Raw genomic sequence first — 26,883 nt, 5'->3', positions numbered from 1 at the left:
GACGTAGTGCTCCAGCTCCAGCGAGCCGCCCCAGCTCGGGCCGTTGTATGCCGAACCATAGAGGACGAAAGCGAGGGTGAAGTGCCCACAAGCTCCCAGGCGTCCCCGCCGGGGGTGCTCTGGGTTCAGTACTTGGCGCGCCAGATTTTGCCGTCGTACTCGACCGTGTCACCCTGGAGATAGGTATTTCCGGGCTCATACTGGGGATAACTGCTCCAGTTGATGACGACGAGCAGGTTTTCCGGACTAATCACGTTCGTTGGGTCCGTGGAGCGGTAAAGCTCGTAGGCCTCCGTGTTTTCTACTGGAGTCCAGGTCAGGTTCACGACGTCCCAGGCGATAGCGTTGCCGCTCATCTGGATCGTGGAGGCTGAGACAAGGCTGAAGAATGGTGCTGCCGCGGGTACTATGGAGAGCAACACGACGGCCGCGAGGGCCACGCTCAAAAACCGTCTGCGATTCAATGGAACCACCTCCCGGAGATGCTCATTAGATTATCAACGCTGTTTTCTTTATAAATTTCCCTATTTTTGTAATTTTACTAAAATTGGAAAACTGATTGGATTTGTGATGCAACGGCCCAAAGGTTTATAAATAAATATATCGAACGATATATCGGTGAAGCAAATGGAGCGCCCCAATTTTCGTGGTCACATGAAGGTACTTATCCTCGACCTCCTCCGGGAGCCGATGCACGGCTACGGGATAATGGCAGAGCTGGAAGGAAGATACGGCATGAAGCTGAGCGCGGGGACGGTCTATCCTATCCTCGCGTCCCTGCGGAGAAGCGGCCTGATTGAGGTGGCCAGCAGGGGTGAGAGGGAGAAAAAGACCTACGTGATCACCGAGAAGGGGCTGGACTACCTCGCGGAGCACGCTGAGGATCTCGCCGAGGCAAAGCGCAGGATGCGCGCCTACAAGGCGTTCCTTGAGCTGGGAGGCGACGAGCTTAGGGCGGCCTTCAAGGAGCTCTTTGAGTCCGTGGACGAACTGACGGACGAGCAGAGGGAGATGATTAGGAGGCTCTTCACCGGCTGCGCGAGGGAGCTGAGGCTGATTCTTCTTGGAGGTGAAAGGTATGAACGCGATTGAGGTTGATAATCTCGTGAAGAAGTACGGGGACTTTGAAGCCGTTAGAGGGATATCGTTCAATGTGAAGCGGGGCGAGATATTTGCCTTTCTGGGCCCCAACGGGGCAGGAAAGACCACAACCGTCCACGTCCTCACGACACTGTTGAAGCCGACGGCCGGAAAGGCCATAGTTGCGGGCCACGACGTTGCCAGGGAACCTATAGCAGTTAGGAGGAAGATAGGGATAGTCTTTCAGGATCCGAGCGTGGATAGGGAACTTACCGCCTACGAGAACATGCTCATCCACGGCAGGATATACGGTCTGAGCGGAAATGAGCTGAAGGAGAAGATAGAACGCCTCCTCAAGTTCGTTGAGCTCTGGGAGTTCAAGGACAGGCCTGTCAAGTTCTTCTCCGGCGGAATGCAGAGGAGGCTTGAGATAGCGCGCTCCCTTCTCCACGAGCCTGAAATACTGTTCCTCGACGAGCCGACGATAGGCCTCGACCCGCAGACGAGGGCGCACATCTGGGACTACATAAGGGCCATGAAGGAGGAGCACAACATGACCATCTTCCTCACGACGCACTACATGGACGAGGCCGAGCAGTTAGCCGACAGGATAGCCATAATGGACCACGGTGAGATAATCGCGGAGGGCACCGCCGAGGAGCTCAAGAAACTTGTGGGCAGCGACATAATCTACCTGAAGCTCCAGAGCCCCAGGGAGGAACTCAAGTGCCTCAAGGCGGATTTCATCAAAGGCTGCAAGATGCTCCCGGACGGGCGGATACGGCTCGACGTGGACAACGCTGCTGAGGCTCTGCCAAAGCTCTTTGAACTGGCGAAGGAAACCGGCGTCCGGATTCTCGAGGTCACCTACCACAGACCGACGCTCAACGACGTCTTCCTGCACCTAACGGGCAGGGAAATCAGGGAGGAAGGCGGCGAGGGGAACGTGGCGAAAATGATAATGAGGGCCAGGATGAGGAGGTGATGGCATGCAGGTCTTTTTCACCATGATATACCGCGAGCTGAAGCGCTTTTCCCGCTCCCGTGCGAGGGTCATCGGAAGCCTCATCAACCCGCTCATCTGGCTCATATTCTTCGGAAAAGGCTGGAGCGGTGTCTTCAACAACCCCGCCGCGGCGTCCATCTTCGGCGGCGTTGACTACATGACCTACCTCGTGCCGGGAATAATAGCCATGACGGTCTTCAACATGAGCTTCATGCAGGGCATAACGCTCATCTGGGACAAGCAGTTCGGCTTCCTGAAGGAGATTCTCGTCGCCCCCGCGAGCAGAACAGAGGCCATACTCGGCAGAATCACCGGGGGAGCACTCATGGCCATGATACAGGGCGTCATAATCCTCGCGCTCAGCTTTTTCCTGGCCGACCTCAACGTGAGCGGAATCCTTCCCGCGCTTGGCATGAGCTTCCTCGTTGGAATAGCGATAGCGGGTATGGGTGTCGCGATAGCGCTCAAGATGACCAGCATGGAAGGCTTCCAAATGATAGTGACCATGATAATGCTCCCCATGACCTTCCTCAGCGGGGCGTTCTACCCGATAAGCACGATGCCAGAGTGGATGCAGTGGCTGGCCAAGGTAAACCCGCTGACCTACGCGGTCGACGGTTCCAGGTATTACCTGGCCGGAGTCGAGCCGACCTTTGGAATCGTCACGGACTGGGTCGTGCTCATTGGTCTGGCGGCGCTGTTCGCCGGAATTGCCGCGCTTGGCTTCAGGAAGGCCACGATAGACTGAGGTGAGGAAAGATTAGGAAGCAGGTGCTCACAATGCTCTGCGTCGCCCTCGCGGGGGCGTTCTTCGACTGGCTGCCCCTCCCAACCGGCTGGATGAAAGCTGGAGGGGAGATAAACAAAACCTTCCTGAAGCTGCACGTGGCGGTGACTTTTTTCTTCTTCAAGCCTCGTCCTTTAGGGTGGGGATACAGTAAACCGCCCAACCGCCCTTAAACGCCGAAACCCTTTTGAACTTTGGGGTGTAGTAAGGCCTCGGAGAGGCCACTCAAAAGAACCCGGTGAGAGGGGGTTTCAGCGTGTCCTCCCGCCATTGGGGGGAAGACGCTGTTAAGCGTCCTTTTCAAGAACCGCCTTTGAGCGGTTTGAAACTCTGTGGAGTGGCCTTGAGCGATAACCCCCAATCCTGTCTGGCGGTAGGGGTAACGGGCGCGAGACCGTGCCTTCGGGCCGAGCCGAAACTCGCGAGAGGAGTAGGAGATGAGCGCCCGAAAACCTCTCCGCAAGTGGCGAGGGGTTAACTCTTTGGAACTCTCACCCTTCACGGCGGAGAGGAGGTCAGCCTCATAGCCTACGCGATATTCGTTGGGTGGCTCGTCACCGGGACGGCCACGGTGGGCTTCGCCTTCCTTGAGGTCTGGTGGGTGGCGGTAATCTTCGGCGTGCTGATGGGCTACTGAAGTTTTCATTTTTAGTCGAAATATTTTTAATCTTCTGAGTCCTAAAAATTTCGATGCGAATGGATGAGATAACCCTTGCGGCTCTCCTGCTCATGGTATGCGTCCCATACTTCGGCATCTATCCGGCCTACCTCTTCAGAAGGGGACGGCTCTCTGCGAACTCCCTCGCCGTTTATATGGCCTTCACCCTCTCGATGGCTTTCATGGCAATCGGCGCCGTGTTTGATTCCCTCCCCCTCGTCCTCCTGTCTTTTGCGGCCTTGGTTGCGACTGGTTTGCTGGCCTATCTCTCGAGGAAAAGACTTGAAGAGGATACATATTCGGTGGAGGTGGACCCCGATGAACACTTCAGACCGGAATGGCTCATCCGGCTTGACGCCTCCTTCTCGGTGTGGCTTGCCTACCGGCTGGGTTCGACAAGGGCGGCTCTTCTGAACGTTCTGCTCACTTACATTGCTGTGGTTGGAGTCATCGCGCTCCTGAACCTCTCTTTCGGCGGCCACTTCCCCCTGAAATCCTTCGCGGTGGTCTACGCGGTTATCATGGTTTTTCAGTTCAGGAGTGTGTACAGGAGGCTCTACGAGAAAACCGGAATCGACTGAACTCGATATCCTTAAATCTCAAAGCGCGTAGGAAAGACAGTGAGTTCGATGGTAGCAGGGGCCGAAGCGGGGAAAGAAGTCTCCAGACGGGAGGAACTGGAGGAGCTTGAAGAGGCCCTCAGCATAGCTGACCACGTCCACAACATCTTCGTGATGGCGCTGATAGTCTCCACCACAGTCTCGGGGCTGTTTTGTAGTTGGTAATAATCGGAACTTTTGTTGTTTTTGTTACCCAAAAGGTTAAATACTCCAACTTAGTATTTCTTAAATGGTGGTTAGTATGCCAAAGGCAACTTTCGTCATCAGCGAGGAAATTCTCGAAGAATTCAAAAAACTCGCCAGAAAACGTTATGGGAACAAAAGAGGAGTTCTAAGCGTTGCAATCGAGGAAGCAATTAAAGACTGGATTAAAAAAACAAAAAGGGAACTGGAAAATGCTGAGTGAAACGATTAAACTAACCGCCAAATTCAAGCTCAAGGAAACGCCCGAAGGGTTAGACGAGCTTTTCAAAACTTACCGTGAAATCGTGAATTATCTCATCACTCACGCTTTTGAGAACCACGTTACCAGCTTTTACCGGCTAAAGAAGGAGACTTACAAGAGCTTACGCGAAGAGTATCCAAACCTGCCGAGCCATTACCTTTACACGGCTTGCCAGATGGCCACATCAATTTACAAGAGTTACAGGAAGCGGAGAAAGAAGGGGAAGGCCAATGGTAAGCCTGTCTTCAAGGGCCAATGGTAAGCCTGTCTTCAAGAAGGAAGTCATTATGCTGGACGACCACTTGTTCAAACTCGACCTCGAAAACAGGATAATCAAACTCTCGACTCCAAACAGGAGGACTGTTTTAGAGTTTTATCCAGCCAAGCATCACGAGAAGTTTAGAGATTGGAGAGTTGGTCAAGCGTGGTTAGTGAGAACTCCAAAAGGAGTCTTCATAAACGTTGTATTCTCGAAAGAAGTTGAAATCCGCGAGCCTGAAGCTTTTGTCGGCGTGGATTTGAATGAGAACAATGTAACGCTCAGCCTTCCAAACGGGGAGTTCGTCCAAATCATAACCCACGAGCGGGAGATTAGGGCTGGTTACTTCCTAAAGCGGAGGAAAATCCAGAAGAAAATTAGGGCTGGAAAAAGGAGAAGGGAGCTTCTCGAAAAATATGGTGAGAGGGAGAGGAACAGGCTTAACGACTTGTATCATAAACTTACGAATAAAATCGTTGAATTGGCAGAAAAATACGGTGGTATTGCTCTGGAGGATTTGACTGAAATACGGGATTCGATTAGGTATTCTGCTGAAGTGAATGGTCGTTTGCACCGCTGGAGTTTTCGCAAACTCCAGTCAATTATCGAATACAAGGCCAAACTGAAGGGTATTAGGGTTGTTTTCGTGAATCCTGCTTACACTTCGTCCCTGTGCCCGGTATGTGGGGGTAAACTAAGCCCGAATGGGGACAGGGTCTTGAAGTGTTCGAACTGTGGTTTTGAAGCCGATAGGGACGTTATTGGCTCTTGGAATGTTCGTTTGAGAGCCCTGAAGATGTGGGGAGTTTCCGTTCTCCCCGAAAGCCAGCCAATGAAGACGGGAGGCTGGAAGGTTAGCCGTAACGACATTTACGAACTTTACGCAAATTACGGCTAACCAGAACGGTTATATGGATCTACGAGAGGGCCGTTCATTCGAAGGCGGTTCCGATTCCCCCCGAGGTACAGGCGATGGTGGTTTTCCTCGTGGCCTTCGCCGCGACCTTCTACATAATAAACGCGAGAAAGATGAGGCACGGCTACGCCATCACCGGGGCCGTTCTGCTGTTCCTGCCCCTCTGGGGTGTTGAGGCGGTTCTCAGCAGGGTCGAATCGGCGGAGGAGAGGATACTGATAGTCTCATCCCTCGTCCTTGGAATCGTAGGACACGTTCTCTACTCGAACAGAAAACTGATGGAAAGGGTCGAGTGGCTCCTGATGCTGCTCCTCGGGGGCATCCTAATCGCCGTGCTCCTCGTCTGGCTGTTCACCCTTCAAGCAGGCCCTTGAAGCGTTCGTAGCTCTCCCTGAATGCCTCGAGGACGGGGAGCTTCTCCCCTGCGAAGAAGCTCAGCATCGCGCCGCCGCCGGTGGAGACATGGCTTATGCCCGTTATATTGTGCTGGTATATGCTCGCTATCGAGTGGCCGCCGCCTACTATGCTGAAGGCCGGGCTCTCCCCTATCGCCCTGAAGACGCCGACCGTACCTACCGCGAACTCCTCGCGCTCGAAGACTCCCATCGGTCCGTTGGCGACTATTATCTTCGCCCCCATAAGCACCTCGCGGTACTTCTCAACGGTCCTCGAGCCTATGTCGAGTATCGGGTGTTCGTCGAACAGCCACTTCTCCTCGCTCAGCAGGTCAACCTCGACGCGCTCCCCCCTGTAATCAACGGCGAAATCAACGGGGGTTCTCACGTAGGGGTAGAACTCGTTGAGTATCTCCTCTGCCCAGTCCACCAGTTCAAGAAGGCCCTTTTTCTCCATAAACTCGAGGTTAGAGTCGCCGAGGTGGAAGCCCTTGGCGAGGGTGAACACGTGACCGACCAGCCCGCCGGTGAGTATAACCTCAGCCCTGCCGTTCCTCAGTACGTTCTCCGCCACGCGGAGGGAGTCGTCAACCTTCGCACCGCCGAGCACGTAGACCCTCGGCTTCTCCTGGGTCTCGTAGGCCTTTGTGAGTGCCTGAACCTCCTTCTCCATGAGGAAACCCATTATCATGGGCTTCAGCCTTGCGAAGCCGACCAGGGAAGGCTGGGAGCGGTGGGTCGCCGCGAAGGCATCGTTCACGACGTAATCGATCAGGGGCGAGAGTTTTCTCACGAAAAACGTCTTCTCGCAATCTTCAATCGGCTTGTATTTGACCTCCTCCGCGGCAAAGCGGAGGTTTTCTATCATGAGGGCCTCGCCGGGTTTCAGCGCTTTTATCCTCTCGCGGGCATATTTTCCGAAGATGTCCTCAACGTACTCCACTTCCTGGCCGAGTAACCCGCTCAGTATCTCGGCGTGCTGCTCTGTGGTGATGTAGTCCCCCTTGTATGGCTTGCTCTGGTGCGTTCCTATGACTAGTTTGGCCCCGTGTTCGAGGAGGTATATTATCGTCGGGAGAACTGCCCTGAAGCGGGCGTCGCTGATTATCTTCCCGTCAGTGACCGGTGAATTTAGGTCTGCCCTCAGAAAGACGGTTTTTCCGTGATACTCAAAGTCGATGAGCCTGAACATTCCATCACCGCGTGGGTGTTAAATCGGCGGGGTTAAAAACTTATTTTGAACACCTGCGGTGATAACAGCGGCTCCGGGGAAAGAGATTTATAAAATAAAGACAAAAGAACCGTGATAATGGACTTCACTTTCATGGGTGAGACTGATGCCGTGGACTGCGGATTTAATAAGGCTGGCACCCAGGGAAACGCTTGTTGGAGACGTAATCGAGCTGCTGAAGAGAATGGGCTTCAGGGACTACGAGAGGGTGGCGGGCAGGAAGGAGTGGGGAATAGACGTCGTGGCAATAAGGGACGACCCCATAGCGGGGATTGAGAAGGTTGTTCTGGCGATTCACCCCAAGGGGCTGGCCTCTTCGAGGGACGTCAACGTCTTTGCGGACCTGGTAAACAAATACAAGGCGGATAAGGGAATACTGATATCCCCCGCGGGATTCACGAAGGACGCCAAGGTTCTGATATCCAGGGAGCACCGAGGGAGGGTGGTTCCGTGGGACGGCGAGAAGCTCGCCTCCCTGTTCAACAACTATCGAATGGAACCGCCCGCCGATCTTGTGGAGCAGCTTAAGGCTGAGACGGAGGCGGGAGAAGAAAAAGGCCCCCTGGAGGAGTTCGAGCTCGATGCCCCGCTTCTCCATGACTTTTCACCCGAGGCCGTGCTGAGGAAGGTGGCCTCGTTCGCGGCTTCCAAATACCCCGTGAAGCCGGAGGAGGTGAAGCTTGAATCCATCGCAGTCTCCCTGTCCAGTGCGTACATATTCTCCTGGTCCGTCGAGGGGGATGGCGAGAAGGACAGGGCGGTGGTGTTTTCAGAGGATCGTATAGTCCTAAGGGCAACGCAGGACAAGAACCTGAGCGTTCCCGTAACCAAGGCCCTCCTAAACGACGGCTCGATTATCCACGCCACGGAGAGGGAGGTGGAGGTCCCCCTAAGCCCAAGCGAGGCGGTCTTTGTCCTTAAAGCCGTCGCCGCAAAGGAGCTCGGCGTTCCCGAGGGCAGGGTGACCATCCACGAGAGGAAGAAGGTTTACGTTCCCAAAGAGGCCAGACTCGAGGTCCGGGCGGGTGAAAACCTGGCCGGGGCCAGGGTCGATCTGGAGCGCGGAGAGGTAACCTTCGAGATGAACCCCCTGCCTGGTGACTACTTCGTTGAGAGGGTCCGAGACATCGTTTGGAAGCAGACGGGGGAGGAAATCAGCGAGTACGAGCTCAAGAGGACAAACGGAAAGGTCAAGATATCGGGGAAGACGGGGCGCTTCTCATTTGAGGCTCAGTTCAACGGCTACACCGGCAGGCTTCTTGGGATGGAGGTTCTCATGAGCGACGATGCCCTCAGTGAACTCCTGAGAAACGCCTATCCTCAGGGCAGGATCATCAACCTCGAGAAGGGCAAGAAAGCCGCCATCGCGGACATACTCCTTGATGCAGGTGTGGTCGTTGTCAGCGTCGATCTCACCGACGGCAGCTACGAGGAGGCCAGGAGGCTCCCATCACCCGAAGACGCCTTCGAAAACGCCAGGACTGTCATAGAGGGCAACTTTCCGCTGAGGGGTCTGGTCATGGAATCATACCGTGTGCTGGAGCACAAATACCTGGAGCTGGTTCTTGAGAGCGCCGATGGAAAGGCCATCGTGAAGGTGGACGGCTCGACAGGGGACGTCCTCGACTACCTCGTCGAGGTGACGCCCGACAGGGCGAAGGAGATAGTCTCTGAGAAGTATCCTGACTTTGAGATAAAATCCGTTGAGGGTACCGAAACCGAATACACCGTTACCGCCGAGAACGACCGTCACATGGTAACCGTCAGGATCAGCAGGGACGGCAAGCTCATCGAGGAGGCGGACCGTGTTCTGAGAAGGGACCTTGCCGAAAGGATGGCCGCCGAGGCCGCGAAGGAGATAGACGAGGAGGCCGTGGTAAGATCCGTAACGCTCAACGAGAACTGGGAGGTCGAATTCGCCGGAAGAACGAAGGTTGGAAGGTTCGTCCTTCACAGAACCACGGGAGAGGTTCTGAAGAGCGACGTCCGCTTCACGGAGATGGCTATAAAGGAGTCATACCTCGCGCATGTGAGGGAGAAATACAAGGAAGAACGGCCAGCGGTGGAGCGCCTCGTCCTCTACGAGGAGAGGGGCTACGTCCACATCAAGGTGGCAGGGAAGGAGACCCTCTACTACGCGAGAATAGACACAAGAACTGGGAAAATAATAAGTGAAGACAGGGCGCCGACAAGGGGAATAACGGCAAAGCTGAAGCAGCTTCAGCTGGACAGCAGATACAAGTGATCAGGCCATCAGCATGCTTTCTATCATCCTGATGGCTTCCATTATCTTTCTCTCGGGCTTTTCTTCGTTCTTCGGTATTTCGAGGTTTATAACGAGCCGCTCCTCCTTGTCATCCTCGAAGTCGTATATCTCCAGCTCCTCCACCTCGACGTCCTCAAAGATGCTCTCCAGCTCCGGGCTGATGATCTTCTTGTCGTTGCCGTAGACCTCGACGCGGACCACGTCGTCCGTCGTTGAGGCGACGACGACTATGTCGTAGGCGCCGACCTTCTTGACGAAGCGCAGCGCACTCCCGTAGCCCTCCACTTCCTCCGTGAAGCCGAGCTGGCGCATGGTGCTCCTTATTGCCTCCGTCTTGCTCTTTATCCTGTTGAGAATCCTCTCACGGAGTTTGTAGCTCTCAAGGAGGGCCTTCTTTATTCCCTCTCCGGCTTCCTCGACGGTGCCCTCCCATATGCCGGTGACCCGTATGCCGGATGAGGTGGGCTTGAGCTCTATCTTGATGGAATCAACGTCAAAGTCTCGCAGGTCGTCTATTTTAAGCTCGCTGAGCGTGAGAATGTCGAACTCCATCCTCACGATGTTCCCGAAGGCTTTGCCTTTGAACTTCACCTTCATCACCATGGGGGGCTTATGGGGACGGTTTAAAAACTCTTCCCCTAGTGAAGAAGTCCGCTGACGGCTTTATCTGACTTCAGCCACTCCTATGGGGGTGTGCTAGAAAAGAAACGAATCCGGCGCCCTCAGTTTGTGGGGTGGGACTTTTGGAAGAGAAAATTGAAAGGGGTGGATGGTCACTTCCTCTTCCTGAGGAGAACCGGGAGGAGTGCGAGGCCCACGATGAAGGCCGGGCCGCAGGTGCTTCCCCCGCTCTCAGGGGTCGTCTGGCTCGGGCTGCTGGTGCTAGTGCTTCCGCCGACGGTGTAGGTGGTCTCGCCGGTGTTGCCGTAGAAGTCGGTCGCGATCACCTTGATAGTGAACTGGCTCGCGTCCACTCCCGGGATCTCGGTGTAGTAGGTGGCCTCGACCTCTGCCGGCTTCATCGAGAACGCCGGGTACTCTGCCAGAACCTTGCCGTCGCTGATTATCTGCACCTTCATGTCCCTGATTCCGACGTTGTCGTTGGCGGTGACGTAGGCCTTGAACCTCTGTCCCGGCTTGGGCTTGCTGGGCATGAGGTAGCCTATCTTAACCTCGGGTGCCTGGGTGTCGGCTTCCTTGACAACGGTTATCTGGCTGACGCCGGTCGGGACGGTAACGTTGAGGAGCATGTAGTAGGTTCCGCCGATCTCCCTCTCGCCGAGGACGGTGTAGGTTATGTTGGTGTGCTCCGGATCAACCTTGGCTCCCGCGGGTATCTCGAGGACGAAGGGCCCGCTGACGGCGTTGTCAAGCTCGTTCACGAACTTGACGGCGGTTCCGTCTTCACCGTTCTGCCTGTAAACGATGAACTTCTGCGGTATCGGGAGGGAGCTTATGCCCTCGTGAAGGACGTCCCCCGCGAGCGGGAACTTCACGGTGCCGTTTTCATAGACGTAGATGACCTGCGAGCCGTACCAGCTCGGAGTGGTGTAGCCCCTGCTCTGGTCTGCCTGGCTCGGCGGGTTGCTGGTCTTGTCCGGGGCGCCGGTGGTGGTGACGGTGTAGAACCAGTGTTCGTTGCCCTCCTTGTCGATGTAGAGAACCGGCTTGTCCTTGTGGATGTGTCCGGCAAGGACGAGCCTGACGTTGTACTTCTCGACGAGCTGGAGGAAGGTTCTGGCTATCTCGTCGTACTCGCCGTTCTTGCCCTCCCAGTCCCAGCTGATGTACCCGGTGAGGGTCTGCCAGTCGTCCTCGTCGAAGGCGGTGTAGCCCTTTATGGTTCCGCCCCACTTGCCGTCGGGGGTGCTGTACCAGAACGGGTGGTGGACGAGGACTATCGGTACCTTGTCAGGGTGGCTCTTCAGCACGTTTTCCATCCACTGGAGCTGCTCAAGCTCGGGGTGCCTCTCCTCGCCCCTGCTGTCGAGGCCTATGATGATGAAGTCCCCGATGACCTCGTAGAAGTACCTGGGGCCAACGTACTTGTTGTAGTAGGTCGGCGGGTGGTCGTGGTTGCCCTTTATGCTTATGAGCGGAGTTCCTGCCGCGGTTCCGTGGAGTATTGCCTCGTCGAACATCTTGTAGCCCTCGCTGTCGCCGTTGGTGTCAACATCATCGCCCGTGCTGATTATGAGGTTGATGACGTTCTCACTCTGCAGGCCCGTCATGGCGTAGTACGTCATGAAGCTGTCAGCGGCGGTGTAGCTGTGCATCGCGTAGGGGTGGTCGCAGTACTTGAGGATCTCCGGTATGCTCTTCTGGAAGTAGTCCCCGCAGACGAATCCCATCTTGGAGCCGCTCGTGACGTGGAGGTCGCTGCCGTGGGCTATCCTGAGAACCGTCGGGGCGTCCTTCATGACCCACACGCCGTTCGGAATGGTTACATCTCCCTTGTTGCTCTTCACTATGAGGAAGTAAACGTCCGGCATCGCGTCCTCGGGTATCTTGGCCTTGATGACGCCGTTCTCCGTGCCCACTATCTGGAGGTCGTAGGGCCCATGAAGTATGGAGACTATCTGAAGGGAATCGATGGCAACTCCCTCGACGGGGTGTATTTCAACTATGTCTCCGGGCTTTCCTATCGCTGGAACTCCCGGGAGCGGCTGAACGAGGATCTCTCCCGGTGTCACGCTGCTTGAAGCTGCCCAGACGGTGCTCACTGGGACCGTCGCTATGGTAAGCAGGGCCACCAAAAGAGCCATAAGCTTGCCTGCCTTCATGGTATCACCAAGAAAAGCTGAAATAAATCGGTTATAAGCTTTCCCTTGTCTGAGGGGCGCTCCTTTACCCATTTTCGTCCAGTGCCGCTCTTATAATCTCTGCCAGCTCCGAGCTCCCCCCGAACCGCAGGTAGGATGAATAGTTCTCGACTATCCTTCCGCGCAGCTTCTTGGCAGCCTCTATCTTCCCGTTCCTCAGGGCCACCCCCAGCCGGGTGAAGTCCACGGCCATCTCCAGGAGGTGCCAGTCAGCCCTGCTCGGCGGTTTGGGGGGCAGTCTTCCATCGATGATTCCCTCCGGCTCCAGCGAACACCTCAAAACGGAGGTTTTCCCCAGATTGTCCTCGTGGACTTCCTCGGTGAACATGACCGGTCCGTAAACCCCCGGGAGTCCCCGTATCCACCTGTGCGCCCCCCTGTCCTCGAACTCAAGCTCCACCGGCAGGTTGAGGGCGAGCTTTACGATCAGCTCAACGTCGTTGGTCACCTGAACCGACGCGTGTGGGTGCTCCCTCAGCTCCTTCGCACTTTTTCCACCAAAGAGCTTGAAAAACAGCCGGTTTCCGCCCCTTACAACGCCCACCGGGGCGGCATTTGATCTCGTGACGAGCAGAACCTCGTAGACCTGCCCCTCGTTGAGGAACTCCAAAAATCCGCGCATGCGACCACCTAAATGAAATGGGAAAAGGGGTTTAAAGCTGCTGCTTCGGGAGGACGATGATGTCGTTCCTCTCGACGTAGAACGTCACCTGCTGGAGCGGCCTGAGTCCGGCTATCTCCCTGTCGCTGATGGTTCTGGCGATGATCCTGGTGTCCCCGAAGAGGCCAACGACCTCAATGAAGAAGCCGTAGTACTCGATGAGGTCAACGGTCCCGGTGAATGAGACCGCATTCTCGACAGGCTTGAGCTTTATCCTCTCAGGCCTGATGACTATGACGACGTCGTCGCTCTTGTCAGTGTAGTGGAGGCCATCCAGCCGTATTCCTTCGAACTCGACGGAAACGCGGTCGCCGTTCCTCTCGACAACTTTGGCTGGGATGACGTTGGTCTTGCCCATGAAGCTGGCAACGAACTCCGTCCTCGGAGTCTCGTATATCTCCTTCGGTGTTCCCACCTGCTCGACGGTTCCGACGTTCATGACGGCAATCCTGTCGCTTATTGCCATGGCCTCCTCCTGATCGTGGGTGACGTAGATGACGGTAATGCCGAGCTCGCGCTGGATTCTCCTTATCTCGGAGCGCATCTCAAGCCTGAGCTTGGCGTCGAGGTTGCTTAGCGGCTCGTCCAGGAGGAGAACCTTGGGCTCGACGACGAGCGCCCTCGCTATGGCGACACGCTGCTGCTGACCTCCGGAAAGCTGGGTCGGGTAGCGGTCCGCGAAGCCCTCGAGCTTGACGAGTTCGAGGGCCCACTCGACCTTCTTCTTTATCTCGTCCTTCGGGAGCTTCTTGAGCTTGAGTCCGTAGGCGACGTTGTCGAAGACTGTCATGTGGGGCCACAGGGCGTAGTTCTGGAAGACGAGCACCGCACCGCGCTTGCTGGACGGGAGGTAGGTGACCTCATCGTCGCCGAAGTGTATGGTGCCGCTGTCCGGGAAGTCCAGACCCGCTATTATCCTCAGCGTCGTGGACTTTCCACACCCGCTCGGTCCGAGCAGGGTGAAGAGCTCCCCGGCCTTTATATGAAGGTCTATCCCCTTAAGGGCAACCGTTTCTCCGAAGGTTTTGACGATGTTCTCAAGCTTGACGTCAACCATCCCAACCACCTCATGTGAGACCTATGAATGAGTACCTCTGCTTGGTTATCACGTTGGCCAGGACTATGGCTACGATCTGTACCGTCATGAGGAAGACACCGAGCGCGGCCGCGAGGTTGGCGCTTCCGACGGCGCTCGTCATGAGCTCGACCATCCTGGCGGTTATTGGGTAGTACTCGGGGTTGATTGAACCGAGGGTGATGCCGACGCTGGTCTCGCTCATACAGTAGACGAAGCTCAGCATGGCTCCTCCAAGCAGGTTCAGGAGTATCAGGGGTATCAGAATTCCCGTCAGTGCCTTCCACCTTCCTGCGCCGAGGTTGAGCGCCGCCTCCTCGAGAGACACGTGAACCTGCTGGATTCCGGCCGAGATGGAACGTGCCGCGAAGGGCAGACGCCTGATTGAGTACGCCAGCACGAGAACCATCGCCGGGTTGAAACCGAGCAGGTTCGTGGGGTCGAGGGGCGTGTCCGGGAACACCTTGGCGAAGAAGAAGAAGTAGCTCATCGCTATAACGATACCCGGAACGGCTATGGGTATCGTTGAAAGGCTGTCGAGAACGGGCCCGAGCTGACTCTTCTTGAACCTGCTGGAGGCGTAGGAGGCGGTGAGCGACAGGAGGAGGATGACGATTATTGCGGCGGTGGAATACATAATGCTGTTCATGATGACGCGTTCAATGTCCGGCTGGGTTATAATGCTCTGGATGTGCGCGGTGGTAAAGCCCTCCGGCCAGGTTCCGACCCAGCTCTCGCTGAAGGCGAGGAGCACGACACCGATCTGTGGGAATATCGAGATGAGGAGCATCGGAAGGACGACGAGGTAGATAAGGACCGCCTGCCAGCCCTTGGGCTTGGCCACGCGCGGCTTCCACCTTCCGCCCTTGCTGAGCATAGCGTACTGGCGCAGGCTGACGTACTTTCTGATGCCTAGGAACATCAGAATGGCGATGGTGAGCATTATGAGCGCGAGGGCGGCGAGCTGTGGGCTTCCAACGTTGAAACCGCTGGTGAAGGCGCTGTAGATCTGGAAGGACATGAGCTTTCTGGCGAGCGGGTTGCCCTGGAAGACTATCGGCGCGGCGAGATCCTCAAGGCTGAATATTCCAACGAGGGTTGCACCCGCCGCTATTCCCGGGAGGGCAAGCGGGAATGTAACGGTTCTGAAGAGGTGGAACCCCCTGCTTCCGAGGTTCTCGGCCTGCTCCTCGAGGGTGGGGTCGATGTTGATGAAGCTCGCGTAGGCGTTGAGGTAAACTATCGGGTAGTAGGTCATCGCCTGGGCGACTATGACACCCACGAGACCGTCGATAACGATTCTGTGCGGGAATATGTGGAGGATATCGTAGAACAGCCAGTTTATCAGACCGTTGGGAAGGAACATCTTCTTGACGATGAAAACGTTGACGAAGGGCGTAACGAGGAGCGGCACGAAGAGGAGTATCCTCACGATGTTCTTGCCCGGGAAGTCGTAGCGCGCCATGACGAAGGCGAAGACTGTTCCCAGTATCGTGGTCAGGATCATGACGCTCAGGGAGACTATTATGGAGTTGAGTATCACTCCGAAGTCAACGCCCTGGACGTAGTAGATCTGCTCCCCGTTGGGCAGGGTGACCAGTCTGGAGAACTCCCCAGTCGGCCAGCTGATGTAGTACTCCGACGTCAGTATGCTGGTGAACCAGTGGAATGAGAAGTGACCGTTGTACTCGAAGGCCACCGCGAGCATTGCCAGTACTGGGATTATCAGGAAGGCCACCAGGTACAGGAGTGGGAACAGGAACGAAGTCGTGACAACCGGATCGAACAGGGGTGTTCCAAAGAGTCTCTCGCTCCACTTGCTTACCTTCATTGAGCATCAACCTCCGTTCTACTTCTGACCATACCCGCCACTCTGAGTTGGTCGAGGTGGAGTCTATTTAAAGATTTCCAAAAATTTGTTGATTTGCCCATATTGAAAAAGTGCCAAAATAGAGTGGAAATTCGCAGGAGAATATCAAACTCAACCGAGCATGCTGTTGAGGTCGTCGAGCACCTTTTGGTACTTGTCCATGGCACCCTGGCGCCACTCCTGGACGAGCTGGTCCTGGAAGTTCCTGTCCTTGACGATCCTGTCGTTTATCTTCTTGGCGTACTCCTCGGTGAAGGTAACGGTCTGACCGGTCTCAGGGTCCTTGAACTCTATCGGGGCGGTGAGCTCGTCCTTGAGCTGCTCGAACTGCTCCTTGGTTATCTTGCCGTTCTTGTAGGCCTGCACTATGGCGACCCATGCGTCGTGAAGCTTCTGGTTCGGGTCAACGAGGGTGGCCTTGAAGTAGTATTGGAGTGCGCTCACGGTCTCAAGGGCCCTCTTGTCGTCAAACTCGATTCCCTCGGCGTGTATGGCGTCATCGTAGGCCTTCTCAAGGGCGGGCCTGGCTTCGCCGTAGGTCTTGCCCTCGTTCTGGCCCTTGAAGATGACGTCAGCGTAGGGCTTGGTGATGGTCATGTCGAATATCTGCGGGTTGATCGGGAGCCTGTTCACGTCGGGGCTCATCCAGACGGCCTGGCCCTCGGTGAGAACCCAGTAGATGAAAGCCTGCGCCGCCTCCGGGTGCTTGGCGTTCTTGAGGAGCGCTATCGGGTCGCCGTTTATGATGCTCTCTCCCTTCGGGACGACGTAGAGACAGTCGGGGTTCTGCTGCATGGCGGTGTAGCCGTAGAAGTCAATGGTGTTTCCTGCCGCTATCTCACCGTTGATAACGGCGTCCCTGACGGCGTCGCTGGCGAGGTAAACCTTGGAGTTGGCCGTGATGAGGGTCATGATGCGCCAGCCCTCCTCCCAGCCGAAGGCCTGGAGGATTATCTGGTATATCCTGGTGTTGGAGGTGCTCCGGGTTGGGTCGGCTATTCCGTACTGCGGCGGGTTGAGGGCCCAGTCTTCACTCGCGATGTCCTCCCACTTGTTCGGTATCTGAAGGTTCCACTTCTCGAGCTGCTTCTTGTTCACAGTGAATCCGAATGACGAAAGGGCCGCGGCGACCCAGTAGACCTTATCACCGTCCTTTCTTATCATCGGCATTCCTGCCAGCTCGGTGGGAATCGGATTTCCGAGGAGGCCGAGAACCTTTTCGTCGGTTATCGGGGCGAGGTAGTTGGCCTTGTAGAGGTCGTCAAAGAGTGTGGGACCTCCTCCCCAGCCAACGTCGGCTCCTTTGTCTATGTAGCTGGGCCAGAGGCTCTCCGGAACCTTGATGAACTTGATGTCCTCGATGTTATACTGCTTGGCGACATCGCTCTGGAGGAAGGTCTGCTTGACCATGTATTGTATGGTCGCGTCGTGTCTGGTGACGATGACAAGGGTTATTCCGGAGGTTCCATCGTCGTTTCCTCCGCTTATGCAGCCGCTGGCCACGACGCTGAGGGCAAGAAGCAGGATAAAGCCAATTGCCACGGGCTTCTTCATGGTTTATCACCTGGTTATGTCAATCGTGGGTGGTTCGAGAAACTTAATAAAAAATTAATGGTTCAACAAGCAAAAAATGGAGGAGATCACTTCCTCCTCCTGTAGAGGGCAAGCGGTATGAGGGCGAGACCGATCAGAGCCGCCGGACCGCAGGTGCTTCCGCCACCTTCCTCCTTGCCGAGGTTCTGCTGGACGCTGATGGCCCAGTGGATGAAGTTGGTGACGAACTGCGGGCCGTCGAGGTCAACGCCGTGGTAGGTCGGGCTCCACATGGGCTCGTAGCCGCCGTAGGGGGTCTCGCCGCTGACAACGAGGATGTTCTTCTTGTCCTCAAAGAGCTGGACAGCCATGAGCGGGAACTCACCGGTGTCGCCGGCGGTATAGGCCTGGGCCGCCGGGTCAGTGTTCTCAACGATCTGACCGTCGGCGCTGGTGGTCACGATGATGTATATCCCCTCTGCTATTCCGCCGTGGAGGCTCTGCCAGTTGCCGTTCTCATCGACGTAAGCAACGACACCCGGTCCGTGGAAGAGGACCTTGCCGCCGTTCTTGAAGTCCTTGGTGAGCATGTCCTTGTCGGGGGTTCCGCTGTCAGGGTTGACGAGACCGACGACACGGTAGCCGGCACCGGCGTTGCTGGTGGCGTCCTCAGCGGAGCACTGGTCGAGCCTGAGGTTGGCACCGATGGCGTCGAGAATGGTGTTCACGAAGTCGATCCTCTGCGGGCCGTCACCGTAGTCGGAATCGCCTGCAACCCAGAGGATCCTGTTTCCGTCGTTCCACCACTGGACGATGGCCTGAACCTCATCCGGGCTGAAAGCCTGGGTCGGCTGGCCGAGGATAAGGAAGTCCACGTCCTTGATGGCGTCGTAGGTTATCGTGTCACCGAGCTGCGGGATTCCAAGCTCGTCAGCCTTCTCCGCCGGTCCAATGTAAGCCCAGCTGACGTCGCTGATGGTCTTTATCATTCCCTCAGCGAGAACGTTGCCGTCCTTGTCGGCCAGAACTGCCAGACCCTTGTCGCTCTCGCCGTGGGAGAGGTCAACACCGACGGTCGTAGCGCTGGCCATGGCAAAACCAAAAACACCAAAGATCACAAAGGCAGCCAGTATTATTGCAGCCCTCTTCATGATATCACCAGGTTATCTAAGGCTGATGGAGTTATAAATCTTATGAATTGGAAAGTTTTTCGGCCCTGTTAAACTTTGAAGCCCTGCAGTGAGTTCCTTTCCCCCGGCAGTAAAACCCTTAAAGCCTTCCGCCGTTTCTGGCTCAGGTGGTAGCGATGGACATAGATGGGAAGATTCAACTTATAAATAGAAAACCCACGGAAGAGCTCCTGACCGCGGAGAACCTCAGGCACCTGCTCGAAGTCGGCGTTCCAATGCAGCACTACATAGGATTTGAGATAAGCGGTTACATTCACCTCGGAACCGGACTCATGGCGGGAGCGAAGATAGCCGACCTTCAGAAGGCTGGAATCAAGACGAGGATTTTCTTAGCGGACTGGCACAGCTGGATAAACGATAAGCTCGGTGGAGACCTCGGGGTCATCCAGAAGGTCGCGCTTAGCTACTTCAAGGAGGGCATGAAGCAGAGCATAAAGGTCATGGGCGGCGACCCGGACAATGTCGAGTTCGTTCTCGCGAGCGAGATACTGGAGAAGGGCGACTACTGGCAGACGGTTATAGACATCTCCAAGAACGTCACCCTCGCGAGAATGATGCGCTCCATAACCATCATGGGCCGCCAGATGGGTGAGGCCATAGACTTCGCCAAGCTAATCTACCCTGCGATGCAGGTGGCGGACATCTACTACCAGGGCGTCACCATAGCCCACGCCGGAATGGACCAGAGGAAGGCACACGTGATAGCAATCGAAGTGGCCCAGAAGCTCAAGTACCACGCCCTCGAGTGGAAGGGCGAGAAGCTCAAGCCGGTCGCTCTGCACCACCACCTCCTTCTCGGCCTTCAGGAGCCTCCGGTCTGGCCGATAGAGAGCGAGGAGCAGTTCAAAGAACTGAAGACCCAGATGAAGATGAGCAAGAGCAAACCCTACTCGGCGGTCTTCATCCACGACACTCCTGAGGAGATAAAGCAGAAGCTCAGGAAGGCCTTCTGTCCAGCGAAGGAGGTCAAGTACAACCCCGTCCTCGACTGGGCCGAGTACATAATCTTCCGCGAGGAGCCGACGGAGTTCACAATACACAGGCCCGCCAAGTTCGGCGGCGACGTCACCTACACGACCATCGAGGAGCTCAAGAGGGACTTTGCCGAGGGTAAGCTCCACCCGCTCGACCTCAAGAACGCCGTCGCCGAGTACCTCATCGAACTCCTCAAGCCGGTCAGGGAGTACTTCGAGAGGAATCCAGAGCCGCTTGAGCTGATGCGGGAGATAAAGATCACCCGCTGATTTTCCCTCCCTTTTAGCTGGTGGAGCCGATGCCGGGAATAGACGAGAAGGACAGGGAGATACTCAGAATCCTTCGGAAGGAGGGCAGAATAACCCTAACCGAGCTCGGGAAGAGAGTTGGCCTATCCCCAGCCAGCGTGAAGAACAGGGTAGAAAAGCTGGAGAAGCTTGGGGCAATTAAGGGCTACTCCGCCATCGTTGACCCGGCTTTCCTCGACGAATACGTTCAGACGTTCTTTGAACTCAAGCTGGCCATAGACGACCACACGATTGACCCGATTCTGAGACGGGTTGCCAGGCTGGATGAGGTTCAGAGCCTCTACCGGCGCAGCGGCGAGAGGCAGATACTCGTGAGGGCGAGCTTCCACGACACGGATGAGGTCAAGGCCTTTGCCGGAAGGCTCAAACGGCTCTTCGGCAAGAACCTGGAGCGGGTGGAGGTTACGCTCATAATAGACACCTTCAAGGAAAACTGGGTGTCCTGTGAGACGGGGAAACGCTGATCGCTTGGCGAGGGAGTGAGAATGCTCTTCGTCGTGAGGCCCGGGAGAAAGAAGAACGAACTTGAGGCATTCTTTATTGAGAACGAGCCGGAAAAGCTCACCGCGATGAAGAACCTGAAGGCCGAGAGGATATACCGCTTCATAATGCGCGAGGGGAGGCTCTTCAAGGTTCTTGAGGGAAGTCAGTATCGCAATCCGAAAGAGATAGAGAAGCTTCTTCGCCAAGCCAGAATCGCCCTGGTGAACGCCGACGAGTGGGAGGACTACTTCAGGAGAAGGCTCCAGAACAAGAGGGTTGAGAGGGCCGAGCTCTGCCGTCTCTGCCTCCTCGACGGCAGGGTAACTGTTCTCACCGAAGGAAACCGCATTAAATATCATGGCGAGTACATCTGCGAGAGGTGTGCGGAAGACGAGCTGAAGAGGGAGCTCCGCTTCAGGTTCAGGAGCGTTGCCATGTTCGACCAGGCAAAGAAGCTCCTCGACAGGTTTAGAGACCTCGATAAGGTTCTCTACGCCTTCGACCCCCGCTTCGACCCGACGAGGCATCCGGAGATAACCAAGTGGGACGAGCTGAAGGCCAAGCACATGCGCGTTGAGAAAATTCTCCTCGACGAGCTCCCGCTTCCCGAGAAGTTTAAATCCGTTCTCAAAGCGGAAGGTGTTAACGAACTCCTCCCGGTTCAGAGTCTGGCAGTAAAGCACGGCCTCCTTGAAGGCGAGAGCCTCCTAGTAGTTTCCGCCACGGCGAGCGGAAAAACCCTAATCGGCGAACTGGCCGGCGTCCCAAAGGCCATGAAGGGCAGAAAGCTACTCTTTCTAGTGCCGCTGGTCGCCCTGGCCAACCAGAAGTACGAGGACTTCAAGCGGAGGTATTCAAAGCTCGGGCTGAGGGTGGCCATTCGCGTTGGAATGAGCCGCATAAAAACCCGGGACGAGCTTGTGGTCGTTGATACGGGCATCGATGCCGACATCATAGTGGGAACCTACGAGGGCATAGACTACCTCCTCAGAGCTGGGAGGAAGATAGGAAACGTCGGAACCATCGTGATAGACGAGATACACACCCTCGACGACGAGGAGAGAGGGCCCCGCTTGGACGGGCTGATCGCGAGATTGAGAAAGCTCTATCCGAGCGCCCAGTTCATAGGCCTGAGCGCCACCGTCGGAAATCCCGGCGAACTGGCCAGGGAACTGGGGTTAAAACTGGTGCTCTACGACGAGAGACCGGTGGATTTGGAGAGGCACATAATCATAGCTAGAAACGAGTCCGAGAAGTGGCGTCACATAGCGGTTCTCTGCCGGGCGGAGGCGATGAGGAAATCCCGGCAGGGCTACAAGGGGCAGACGATAGTCTTCACCTTCTCGCGCAAGAGGACGCACGAGCTTGCCGCTTACCTCACGAGCAAAGGCCTCAAAGCCAAGCCCTACCACTCCGGTTTACCCTACAAACAGAGGAAACTCACCGAGATGGAGTTTTTAGCCCAGAGGCTCGACGTTGTAGTCACCACAGCCGCCCTTGGGGCCGGCGTTGACTTTCCCGCTTCACAGGTGGTCTTCGAGAGTTTGGCCATGGGCAACAAGTGGCTGAGCGTGAGGGAGTTCCACCAGATGCTCGGCCGTGCCGGAAGGCCGCTCTACCACGAGAAGGGCAGGGTCTACCTCATCGTTGAGCCTGGGAGGAAATATTCCGCCCAGATGGAAGGCAGCGAGGACGAGGTTGCCTTCAAGCTTTTGACCGCTCCAATTGAGCCCGTGATGGTGGAATGGAGCGACGAGCTTGAACAGGACAACGTCTTGGCCCACTCCTGCGTCTTCAACCGGCTCGACGTCATCGAGGACGTTCAATCCAAGTGCCTTGGTGCCAACCAGAGCGCGGAAAAGGTTCTCGAAAAGCTTGAGGAGCACGGCTTCGTCCGGCTCAAGGGGCCGTCTGTGGAGGTCACGCCCTACGGAAGGGCCGTGAGCATGAGCTTCCTCCTGCCCAAAGAGGCGTCCTTCATAAGGAAGGACCTCGGGAAGAAGCCCGCCCAGTGGATAGCAGTCAAGCTTTTGCCGTTCGAAAACCTTTACCTGAGCGGAACGCTCCAGAGGGAGCTTGAGGGGGCAGTTAGGGGAAGGCTGAGCGCCAACGTCTTCTCGCCGAGCTTTGCCTCAATCCTTGATGAACTTGATCGAGTTATCCCCGAACTCAGCCCCAACGCGGCGGAGAGGCTCTTCACGCTCTACCAGGAGTTCTTCATGTGTCCTGAAGAGGACTGCACCGACTACGCGATGGAGCGCGTTAGCAATCTGATAATCGAGCTGAGGAGGAACGGTAAGCACCCAACCCAGATAGCGGAACACTTCAGGAAGGTCTACGGGCTGATAGTCTATCCTGGAGACGTCTTCACGTGGCTCGATGGCATCGTGAGGAAGCTTGAGGCGATAGAGAGGATCGCGAGAGTCTTCCACGTGAGGAACGCCGAGGAGGAGGCGAAGGTTCTGAAGAGGGAGATTGAAGAGGGCAGAACGATACGCAAGGACTACGGGGACAAGAGAGGCCGGAGAGACCAAGGAAAACCGAGGAGGCGGAACCAGACCCGAAAAGGACTGGATAGAAGAGAAAAAAGGAGCGGCTGAGGGCTCAGCCTCCTATCTGAAGCACCAGCTGGGCCGGGTCCCTTATGGCCGGGCCTAAGCCGAGGATGTATATTGCGAGGTACCAGAAGCGCCTCTCCTCTTCGTCGGGCACAAGGTATTTGAGCCCGTAGTATACCACCACAAGTATCAGGGTTATCCACGGGTAGTATGAGTATGCCCCCAGATGGTTCACCAGGATGTTTTCCAGCCAGTGCACCTCGCGGTAGCCGTAGAAGTGGATGGCCACGACAGTCGAAGCTATATCGAAGTAGTGGGCGAGAACCGGGTAGAGGTAGAGCCTGTCAAAGGGCCTCCACCGGTAGAACGCGAAGACTGCAGCAAAGCTGACTGCGGTGTGGATGAGGGTCAGCCCGTAGGGCTCCCAGCTTTTGGCATTGATCACCAAAAGGTAGTTGGCCCAGAGCGCCAGCAGTGCCCCCCAAGCAGTCGTTATTTTCGGATAGGTGCCCATTTTTGCGTCCGCCGCGAGGGCGGGGAGTATCAGAACGAACGCCGTAAAGAATATACCTGGAGTAAGTATGAGAGGGTTCTTTGGAAGAACTCCACCGTCAACGAGTGCCCTCACCGTGGAGCCGAAGATTACCATAGGAGTAACTGCCAGGAAGAGCCTCTCATCGACCTTTATCCTGAGGGGCTTGATTATATACTTATATGAGTATATCACTCCAAACCCCAGCAAGAGGGCATACACAAGCGTGTTAACAGGGTTGTAGCCGCTTCTCGTGAACATCGGCTCCCAGAAGTATTTGTATATGAAACCCCACAGTTCATTCCACAGTGATTCCAGCATCTCTTTCCCCCTGCCTGAGTCGGCCTTCCTGTTTAAAGGTCTTTTGGGGACAAAAAAGAAAAGCTGATAAACGGTGGGATTTTAAAAATGTAAGGGGTGATAAAATGCCGTACGGACCTGCGATGGTTTTTGGTATGGGCGCCGCGATGATACTGGGCTTCCTGTTGGCGCTCTTCATAGCGGCGATATTCCTGTGGATGGCCGCGAAGCTCATCGGGATCAAAAACGCATCGATAGGGAAGGCGATGATTGCAATACTCGGAGGAGGTGTCCTGGCGGCCATCGTTGGCTCTCTGGTCGGAGCGGTTCTGGGACCCCTTGGCCCCATAGCGGCGTTCATTACGAACCTGTGGGTCATCAAGGCGGTTTTTGACACCGGCTGGCTCAGGGCATTCCTCGCGTGGATACTCTCGGCCGTGATAGCCGGCATTGTGATGGTAATCCTTGCGCTCCTGGGAATATTCACAATCGGCGCACTCGCAGCGCTCTGAGTTTCTCTTTTTTGGGTAATGTATAAATATTCCCAGCGCGCTAGACTATGTGATGCCTATGTTCTTCAAACCGGCCGAGCTCCAATCCAGGGAGGTGAAGCCCTTCGATGGGTTCCCCTTCGGCCTCAGCGAGGGAAGCCTAGCGGGGATAATCTCAACCGACGAGCTGGCCGAGACGGCTTTTCTGTACCACCTCGTTGCAAACGCCCTTGAGAACGGTCCCGTTTATCATATCGGGCCGGGGACATCGTTTTCCGTTAAGGTTCTGAAGCGCCTCACGGAGGACGTTTCCAACCTGTACGCCGGCAACGTCTACTCCATCGAGGAACTCCTCCAAGCGCTCAACGTCGTTGAGGATGGCTCCCTCGTGGTGGTTTCTCCGTTCCCTGCGCTCCTCAACCGCTCCGCCGAGGGGGTAGTGGAGGTTAGAAAGCTGGTTGACAGAAAGGGACTCATCCTGGTTCTGGGACACACGACCATGGAGCTCAACGAGCTCGACCTTCCCGGCGAGTTTAGGCGCCTCTACGACCTGCCGGAGATATTCGAGGCGCTGGCCGTTCTGAGAACCAGCTCCTACCGCGGTCACTACAGGCTCAACATGACCGTTCTCAAGGCACCTCCCGACCACGTCTCCGCCGTTGGGGACCACTCAATACCGATAGACTCCCTGATAAAGCCCCTTCTCTAGCCGTATATACTAACGTGGCCGAGTCCCAGGCCGTAGCGGACGTAGAGCGCCAGTCCGAAGAGGATTAATATAATCGCAGTGGCCGCGTAGTCCCTGCCCGTCATCTCGATATCGTAGAGGAACGTTCTCTTCCTGCCAGTCCCGAGCGCCCTGCTCTCGAGGGCTATGCTCAGCTCGTGAGCGGTTTTGAGGGAGGCAACGAGCAGGGGGATGAGAACGGCGGTCATCTTCTTTGCTCTCACCAGGAGATTCCCCTTCTCGACTTCCCAGCCGCGGCTCCTCTGGGCATCGGTTATGTTTCTGGATAGCACGTAGAGTGTCGGAATGTAGCGGAGGGCTATCGAGATCGTCAGACCAAACTCGTAGGGCATGCCCAGCCTCACGAAACCCAGTATCAGGTCGCGCTGGGTTGTCGTCATCAGCAGGAGGAACGTTATCAGCGCAAACGTGAGCAGCCTCATGGCGAAAGAAACACCGAAGAGCAGTCCCTTGAGCCTCGGCTCGTAGATGATGGGCCACACCACGAGGGTTATGATAACTATCGGCAGGAGGGGTTTGAGGAGCTTTATCTGCTCCCGTATCTCGACCCCGCCGAGGAGCCTTCCGACGAGCAGGAAAGCGAAGAAGAGAGGTATCAGGATTTTGGGGTCGTTGTACAGCATAATCGCCGCTATCCCGGCGATGGTACCGATTATCTTGACCCTGGGGTCGAGGGAGTGCAGTGGAGAGCTCTTCTCCGTGTAGAATGGATAGATCATACCGCACCACCCGCCAGGGCATCGACCAGCTCACGAACGCTTCTCACGAAACCCACTCCCGCGCCCTCGCTTATCCTGAGAAGTTCGGGCTTCTCAAGTCCGAAATCATGAAGCTCAAGCGAGAAGAACTCCTCCACGGGGCCATCGAAGACCTTTCTGCCGTCGTGCAGCAGGAGGACCCTCTCAGCCAGCTCCAAAACCAGGTCCATATCGTGGGTTATGAGCAGTATCCCGTGCCCCTTGGAGCGGAGCTTCCTCACGGCATCGACGACACTGGAGGAACTCCTCGCGTCCAGTCCGGTTGTTGGTTCGTCCAGGATAAGGTACTTCGGCTTCATCGCCAGAACGCAGGCTATCGCCAGCCTCTGCTTCTCGCCGCCGCTCATTGAGTACGGTGTCCTCTCCCAGTACCCCTCCAGATTGACCGACCTCAGCGCCCACCGAACCCTCTCTTCAATCTCATCGTCGCTCAGCCCGAGGTTCCGCGGCCCGAAGGCAACCTCGCGGAACACGTTCTCCTCGAAGAACATGTGCTCGGGGTTCTGAAAGACGTAACCCACCTTCGTGCTCAGCTCGGCGACGGTGTGTTCGCGCGTGTCCATACCGTCCACCGTCACCCTGCCCCGCGTGGGCTTCAGGAGGCCGTTGAGGTGCTTCGCGAGGGTGGTTTTTCCGCTCCCGTTGGGGCCAACTCAACGCGACTATCTCCTCCCCCATCTCGAAGCTTACTCCCTTCAGAGCTTCCCTACCGGTCTCATAGACGTGCCAGACGTTCTCCACCCTCAGCATCGCTTTCCACTTCCGTCCCGGGATTTAAAAAAGTTCCCAGTGAGCTCATGAGTTCGCCGAACAGAACCCTCGAGACCTCCAGAAGGGACGGTGCGTCCCCGAGTATCTCCGCAACCGAGGCTGCACCCCCCGGCACGGGATTGGAGACGTTGAGGCCCACCCCGAT

Annotated in this window: 27 protein-coding genes and 2 pseudogenes; 16 read left to right on the top strand and 13 right to left on the bottom strand. The window is 56.1% G+C overall.

All coding sequences use genetic code 11. From position 1 onward, the window contains the following. Positions 1–125: 125 nt before the first annotated feature. Positions 126–464, bottom strand: a complete 339-nt coding sequence (locus APY94_RS07780) for a hypothetical protein (RefSeq protein ID WP_157065505.1) — start codon at positions 462–464, stop codon at positions 126–128. 163 nt (positions 465–627) lie between these two features. Here APY94_RS07780 and APY94_RS07775 point away from each other — a divergent pair, with 163 nt between their 5' ends. The 10 genes from APY94_RS07775 to APY94_RS07740 all read left to right on the top strand — a co-directional run bounded on the left by APY94_RS07775 (position 628) and on the right by APY94_RS07740 (position 6,145). Beyond that, positions 628–1,092, top strand: a complete 465-nt coding sequence (locus tag APY94_RS07775; protein WP_058939092.1) for a PadR family transcriptional regulator — start codon at positions 628–630, stop codon at positions 1,090–1,092. Beyond that, a complete protein-coding gene (locus APY94_RS07770; RefSeq protein ID WP_058939091.1) occupies positions 1,079–2,065 on the top strand; it encodes an ATP-binding cassette domain-containing protein in 987 nt (328 codons plus the stop codon). Before APY94_RS07775 ends, APY94_RS07770 begins: the two co-directional genes overlap by 14 nt. 4 nt (positions 2,066–2,069) lie before the next feature. After that, positions 2,070–2,834, top strand: coding sequence for an ABC transporter permease (locus APY94_RS07765; RefSeq protein WP_058939090.1), 765 nt, complete (start codon positions 2,070–2,072; stop codon positions 2,832–2,834). 32 nt (positions 2,835–2,866) lie between these two features. After that, positions 2,867–3,046, top strand: coding sequence for a hypothetical protein (locus APY94_RS07760; protein ID WP_157065504.1), 180 nt, complete (start codon positions 2,867–2,869; stop codon positions 3,044–3,046). 517 nt (positions 3,047–3,563) lie between these two features. Continuing rightward, positions 3,564–4,112 (top strand): hypothetical protein, encoded by a 549-nt coding sequence (locus APY94_RS07750; protein ID WP_245610438.1) that lies wholly within the window; start codon positions 3,564–3,566, stop codon positions 4,110–4,112. A 39-nt stretch (positions 4,113–4,151) separates the two neighbouring features. Next, complete coding sequence (locus APY94_RS13220) at positions 4,152–4,316, top strand: hypothetical protein (protein ID WP_157065503.1); 165 nt, start codon at positions 4,152–4,154, stop codon at positions 4,314–4,316. 64 nt (positions 4,317–4,380) lie between these two features. Beyond that, positions 4,381–4,557 carry a hypothetical protein gene (locus APY94_RS13215; protein WP_157065502.1) on the top strand — a complete coding sequence of 59 codons (177 nt, stop codon included), beginning with the start codon at positions 4,381–4,383 and terminating at the stop codon, positions 4,555–4,557. Next, positions 4,547–4,858, top strand: coding sequence for a hypothetical protein (locus tag APY94_RS14010; RefSeq protein ID WP_394325672.1), 312 nt, complete (start codon positions 4,547–4,549; stop codon positions 4,856–4,858). Before APY94_RS13215 ends, APY94_RS14010 begins: the two co-directional genes overlap by 11 nt. Continuing rightward, on the top strand, positions 4,827–5,753 hold the full coding sequence (locus APY94_RS07745; RefSeq protein ID WP_394325671.1) for an RNA-guided endonuclease InsQ/TnpB family protein: 927 nt from the start codon (positions 4,827–4,829) through the stop codon (positions 5,751–5,753). The genes APY94_RS14010 and APY94_RS07745 overlap by 32 nt, the downstream gene beginning before the upstream one ends. A 74-nt stretch (positions 5,754–5,827) precedes the next feature. Further along, positions 5,828–6,145, top strand: coding sequence for a hypothetical protein (locus tag APY94_RS07740; protein ID WP_245610437.1), 318 nt, complete (start codon positions 5,828–5,830; stop codon positions 6,143–6,145). Here APY94_RS07740 and APY94_RS07735 read toward each other — a convergent pair. Then, entirely contained in the window at positions 6,123–7,358 is a 1,236-nt protein-coding gene (locus tag APY94_RS07735; protein ID WP_058939086.1) for a phosphoglycerate kinase, read from the bottom strand. The two genes, APY94_RS07740 and APY94_RS07735, sit on opposite strands and share 23 nt — an antisense overlap. Positions 7,359–7,503: 145 nt before the next feature. On the opposite strand from APY94_RS07735, the gene APY94_RS07730 reads away from it, so the two are divergent. Continuing rightward, positions 7,504–9,642 carry a restriction endonuclease gene (locus tag APY94_RS07730; RefSeq protein ID WP_058939085.1) on the top strand — a complete coding sequence of 713 codons (2,139 nt, stop codon included), beginning with the start codon at positions 7,504–7,506 and terminating at the stop codon, positions 9,640–9,642. Here APY94_RS07730 and APY94_RS07725 read toward each other — a convergent pair whose 3' ends face one another. The 7 genes from APY94_RS07725 to APY94_RS07695 form a co-directional block, all read right to left on the bottom strand. Then, on the bottom strand, positions 9,643–10,266 hold the full coding sequence (locus APY94_RS07725; protein WP_058939084.1) for a hypothetical protein: 624 nt from the start codon (positions 10,264–10,266) through the stop codon (positions 9,643–9,645). It lies immediately after the preceding gene. 170 nt (positions 10,267–10,436) lie between these two features. Then, positions 10,437–12,446 (bottom strand): metallophosphoesterase, encoded by a 2,010-nt coding sequence (locus APY94_RS07720; protein ID WP_058939083.1) that lies wholly within the window; start codon positions 12,444–12,446, stop codon positions 10,437–10,439. A 64-nt stretch (positions 12,447–12,510) separates the two neighbouring features. Continuing rightward, a complete protein-coding gene (locus tag APY94_RS07715) occupies positions 12,511–13,107 on the bottom strand; it encodes a DUF447 domain-containing protein (RefSeq protein ID WP_058939082.1) in 597 nt (198 codons plus the stop codon). Between the two features lie 31 nt (positions 13,108–13,138). Then, positions 13,139–14,203, bottom strand: coding sequence for an ABC transporter ATP-binding protein (locus tag APY94_RS07710; RefSeq protein WP_058939081.1), 1,065 nt, complete (start codon positions 14,201–14,203; stop codon positions 13,139–13,141). 10 nt (positions 14,204–14,213) lie between these two features. Continuing rightward, on the bottom strand, positions 14,214–16,052 hold the full coding sequence (locus tag APY94_RS07705; protein ID WP_058939080.1) for an ABC transporter permease: 1,839 nt from the start codon (positions 16,050–16,052) through the stop codon (positions 14,214–14,216). A 150-nt stretch (positions 16,053–16,202) separates the two neighbouring features. Beyond that, positions 16,203–17,645 (bottom strand): ABC transporter substrate-binding protein, encoded by a 1,443-nt coding sequence (locus APY94_RS07700; RefSeq protein WP_058939079.1) that lies wholly within the window; start codon positions 17,643–17,645, stop codon positions 16,203–16,205. A gap of 86 nt (positions 17,646–17,731) precedes the next feature. Continuing rightward, a complete protein-coding gene (locus APY94_RS07695; RefSeq protein WP_058939078.1) occupies positions 17,732–18,775 on the bottom strand; it encodes a CGP-CTERM sorting domain-containing protein in 1,044 nt (347 codons plus the stop codon). Positions 18,776–18,930: 155 nt separating this feature from the next. Here APY94_RS07695 and APY94_RS07690 point away from each other — a divergent pair, with 155 nt between their 5' ends. Genes APY94_RS07690 through APY94_RS07680 form a run of 3 tightly spaced genes read left to right on the top strand, consistent with a single transcriptional unit; the run spans position 18,931 to position 23,180 of the window. After that, positions 18,931–20,058, top strand: coding sequence for a tyrosine--tRNA ligase (locus tag APY94_RS07690; protein WP_058939077.1), 1,128 nt, complete (start codon positions 18,931–18,933; stop codon positions 20,056–20,058). Between the two features lie 29 nt (positions 20,059–20,087). Further along, positions 20,088–20,561, top strand: coding sequence for an Lrp/AsnC family transcriptional regulator (locus tag APY94_RS07685; protein ID WP_058939076.1), 474 nt, complete (start codon positions 20,088–20,090; stop codon positions 20,559–20,561). Positions 20,562–20,582: 21 nt separating this feature from the next. After that, entirely contained in the window at positions 20,583–23,180 is a 2,598-nt protein-coding gene (locus APY94_RS07680; protein ID WP_058939075.1) for a DUF5814 domain-containing protein, read from the top strand. Positions 23,181–23,184: 4 nt separating this feature from the next. Here the strand turns inward: APY94_RS07680 and APY94_RS07675 are convergent, their stop codons facing one another. Further along, positions 23,185–23,991, bottom strand: coding sequence for a DUF63 family protein (locus APY94_RS07675; RefSeq protein ID WP_058939074.1), 807 nt, complete (start codon positions 23,989–23,991; stop codon positions 23,185–23,187). 104 nt (positions 23,992–24,095) lie between these two features. On the opposite strand from APY94_RS07675, the gene APY94_RS07670 reads away from it, so the two are divergent. Both APY94_RS07670 and APY94_RS07665 read left to right on the top strand, forming a co-directional pair. After that, the gene (locus APY94_RS07670) at positions 24,096–24,482 is read left to right on the top strand and encodes a hypothetical protein (RefSeq protein ID WP_058939073.1); all 387 of its coding nucleotides are present in this window, start codon (positions 24,096–24,098) and stop codon (positions 24,480–24,482) included. A 52-nt stretch (positions 24,483–24,534) separates the two neighbouring features. Continuing rightward, complete coding sequence (locus APY94_RS07665) at positions 24,535–25,170, top strand: hypothetical protein (protein ID WP_245610436.1); 636 nt, start codon at positions 24,535–24,537, stop codon at positions 25,168–25,170. Here APY94_RS07665 and APY94_RS07660 read toward each other — a convergent pair. From APY94_RS07660 to APY94_RS13380, 3 genes and pseudogenes are all read right to left on the bottom strand, one after another. Continuing rightward, positions 25,167–25,928, bottom strand: coding sequence for an energy-coupling factor transporter transmembrane component T family protein (locus APY94_RS07660; protein WP_058939071.1), 762 nt, complete (start codon positions 25,926–25,928; stop codon positions 25,167–25,169). The genes APY94_RS07665 and APY94_RS07660 overlap by 4 nt on opposite strands. Then, a pseudogene (locus APY94_RS07655) lies at positions 25,925–26,717 on the bottom strand (energy-coupling factor ABC transporter ATP-binding protein). The gene APY94_RS07660 and the pseudogene APY94_RS07655 overlap by 4 nt, the downstream one beginning before the upstream one ends. Beyond that, positions 26,683–26,883 (bottom strand): annotated as a pseudogene (locus APY94_RS13380) (biotin--[acetyl-CoA-carboxylase] ligase); the annotation flags it as partial. The pseudogenes APY94_RS07655 and APY94_RS13380, both read right to left, overlap by 35 nt.

The organism is Thermococcus celericrescens (assembly GCF_001484195.1).
In the GTDB taxonomy this organism is placed as follows: domain Archaea; phylum Methanobacteriota_B; class Thermococci; order Thermococcales; family Thermococcaceae; genus Thermococcus; species Thermococcus celericrescens.
Note: the sequence above shows the minus strand (reverse complement) of the source record. Positions and strands in the feature narration are given on the sequence as shown.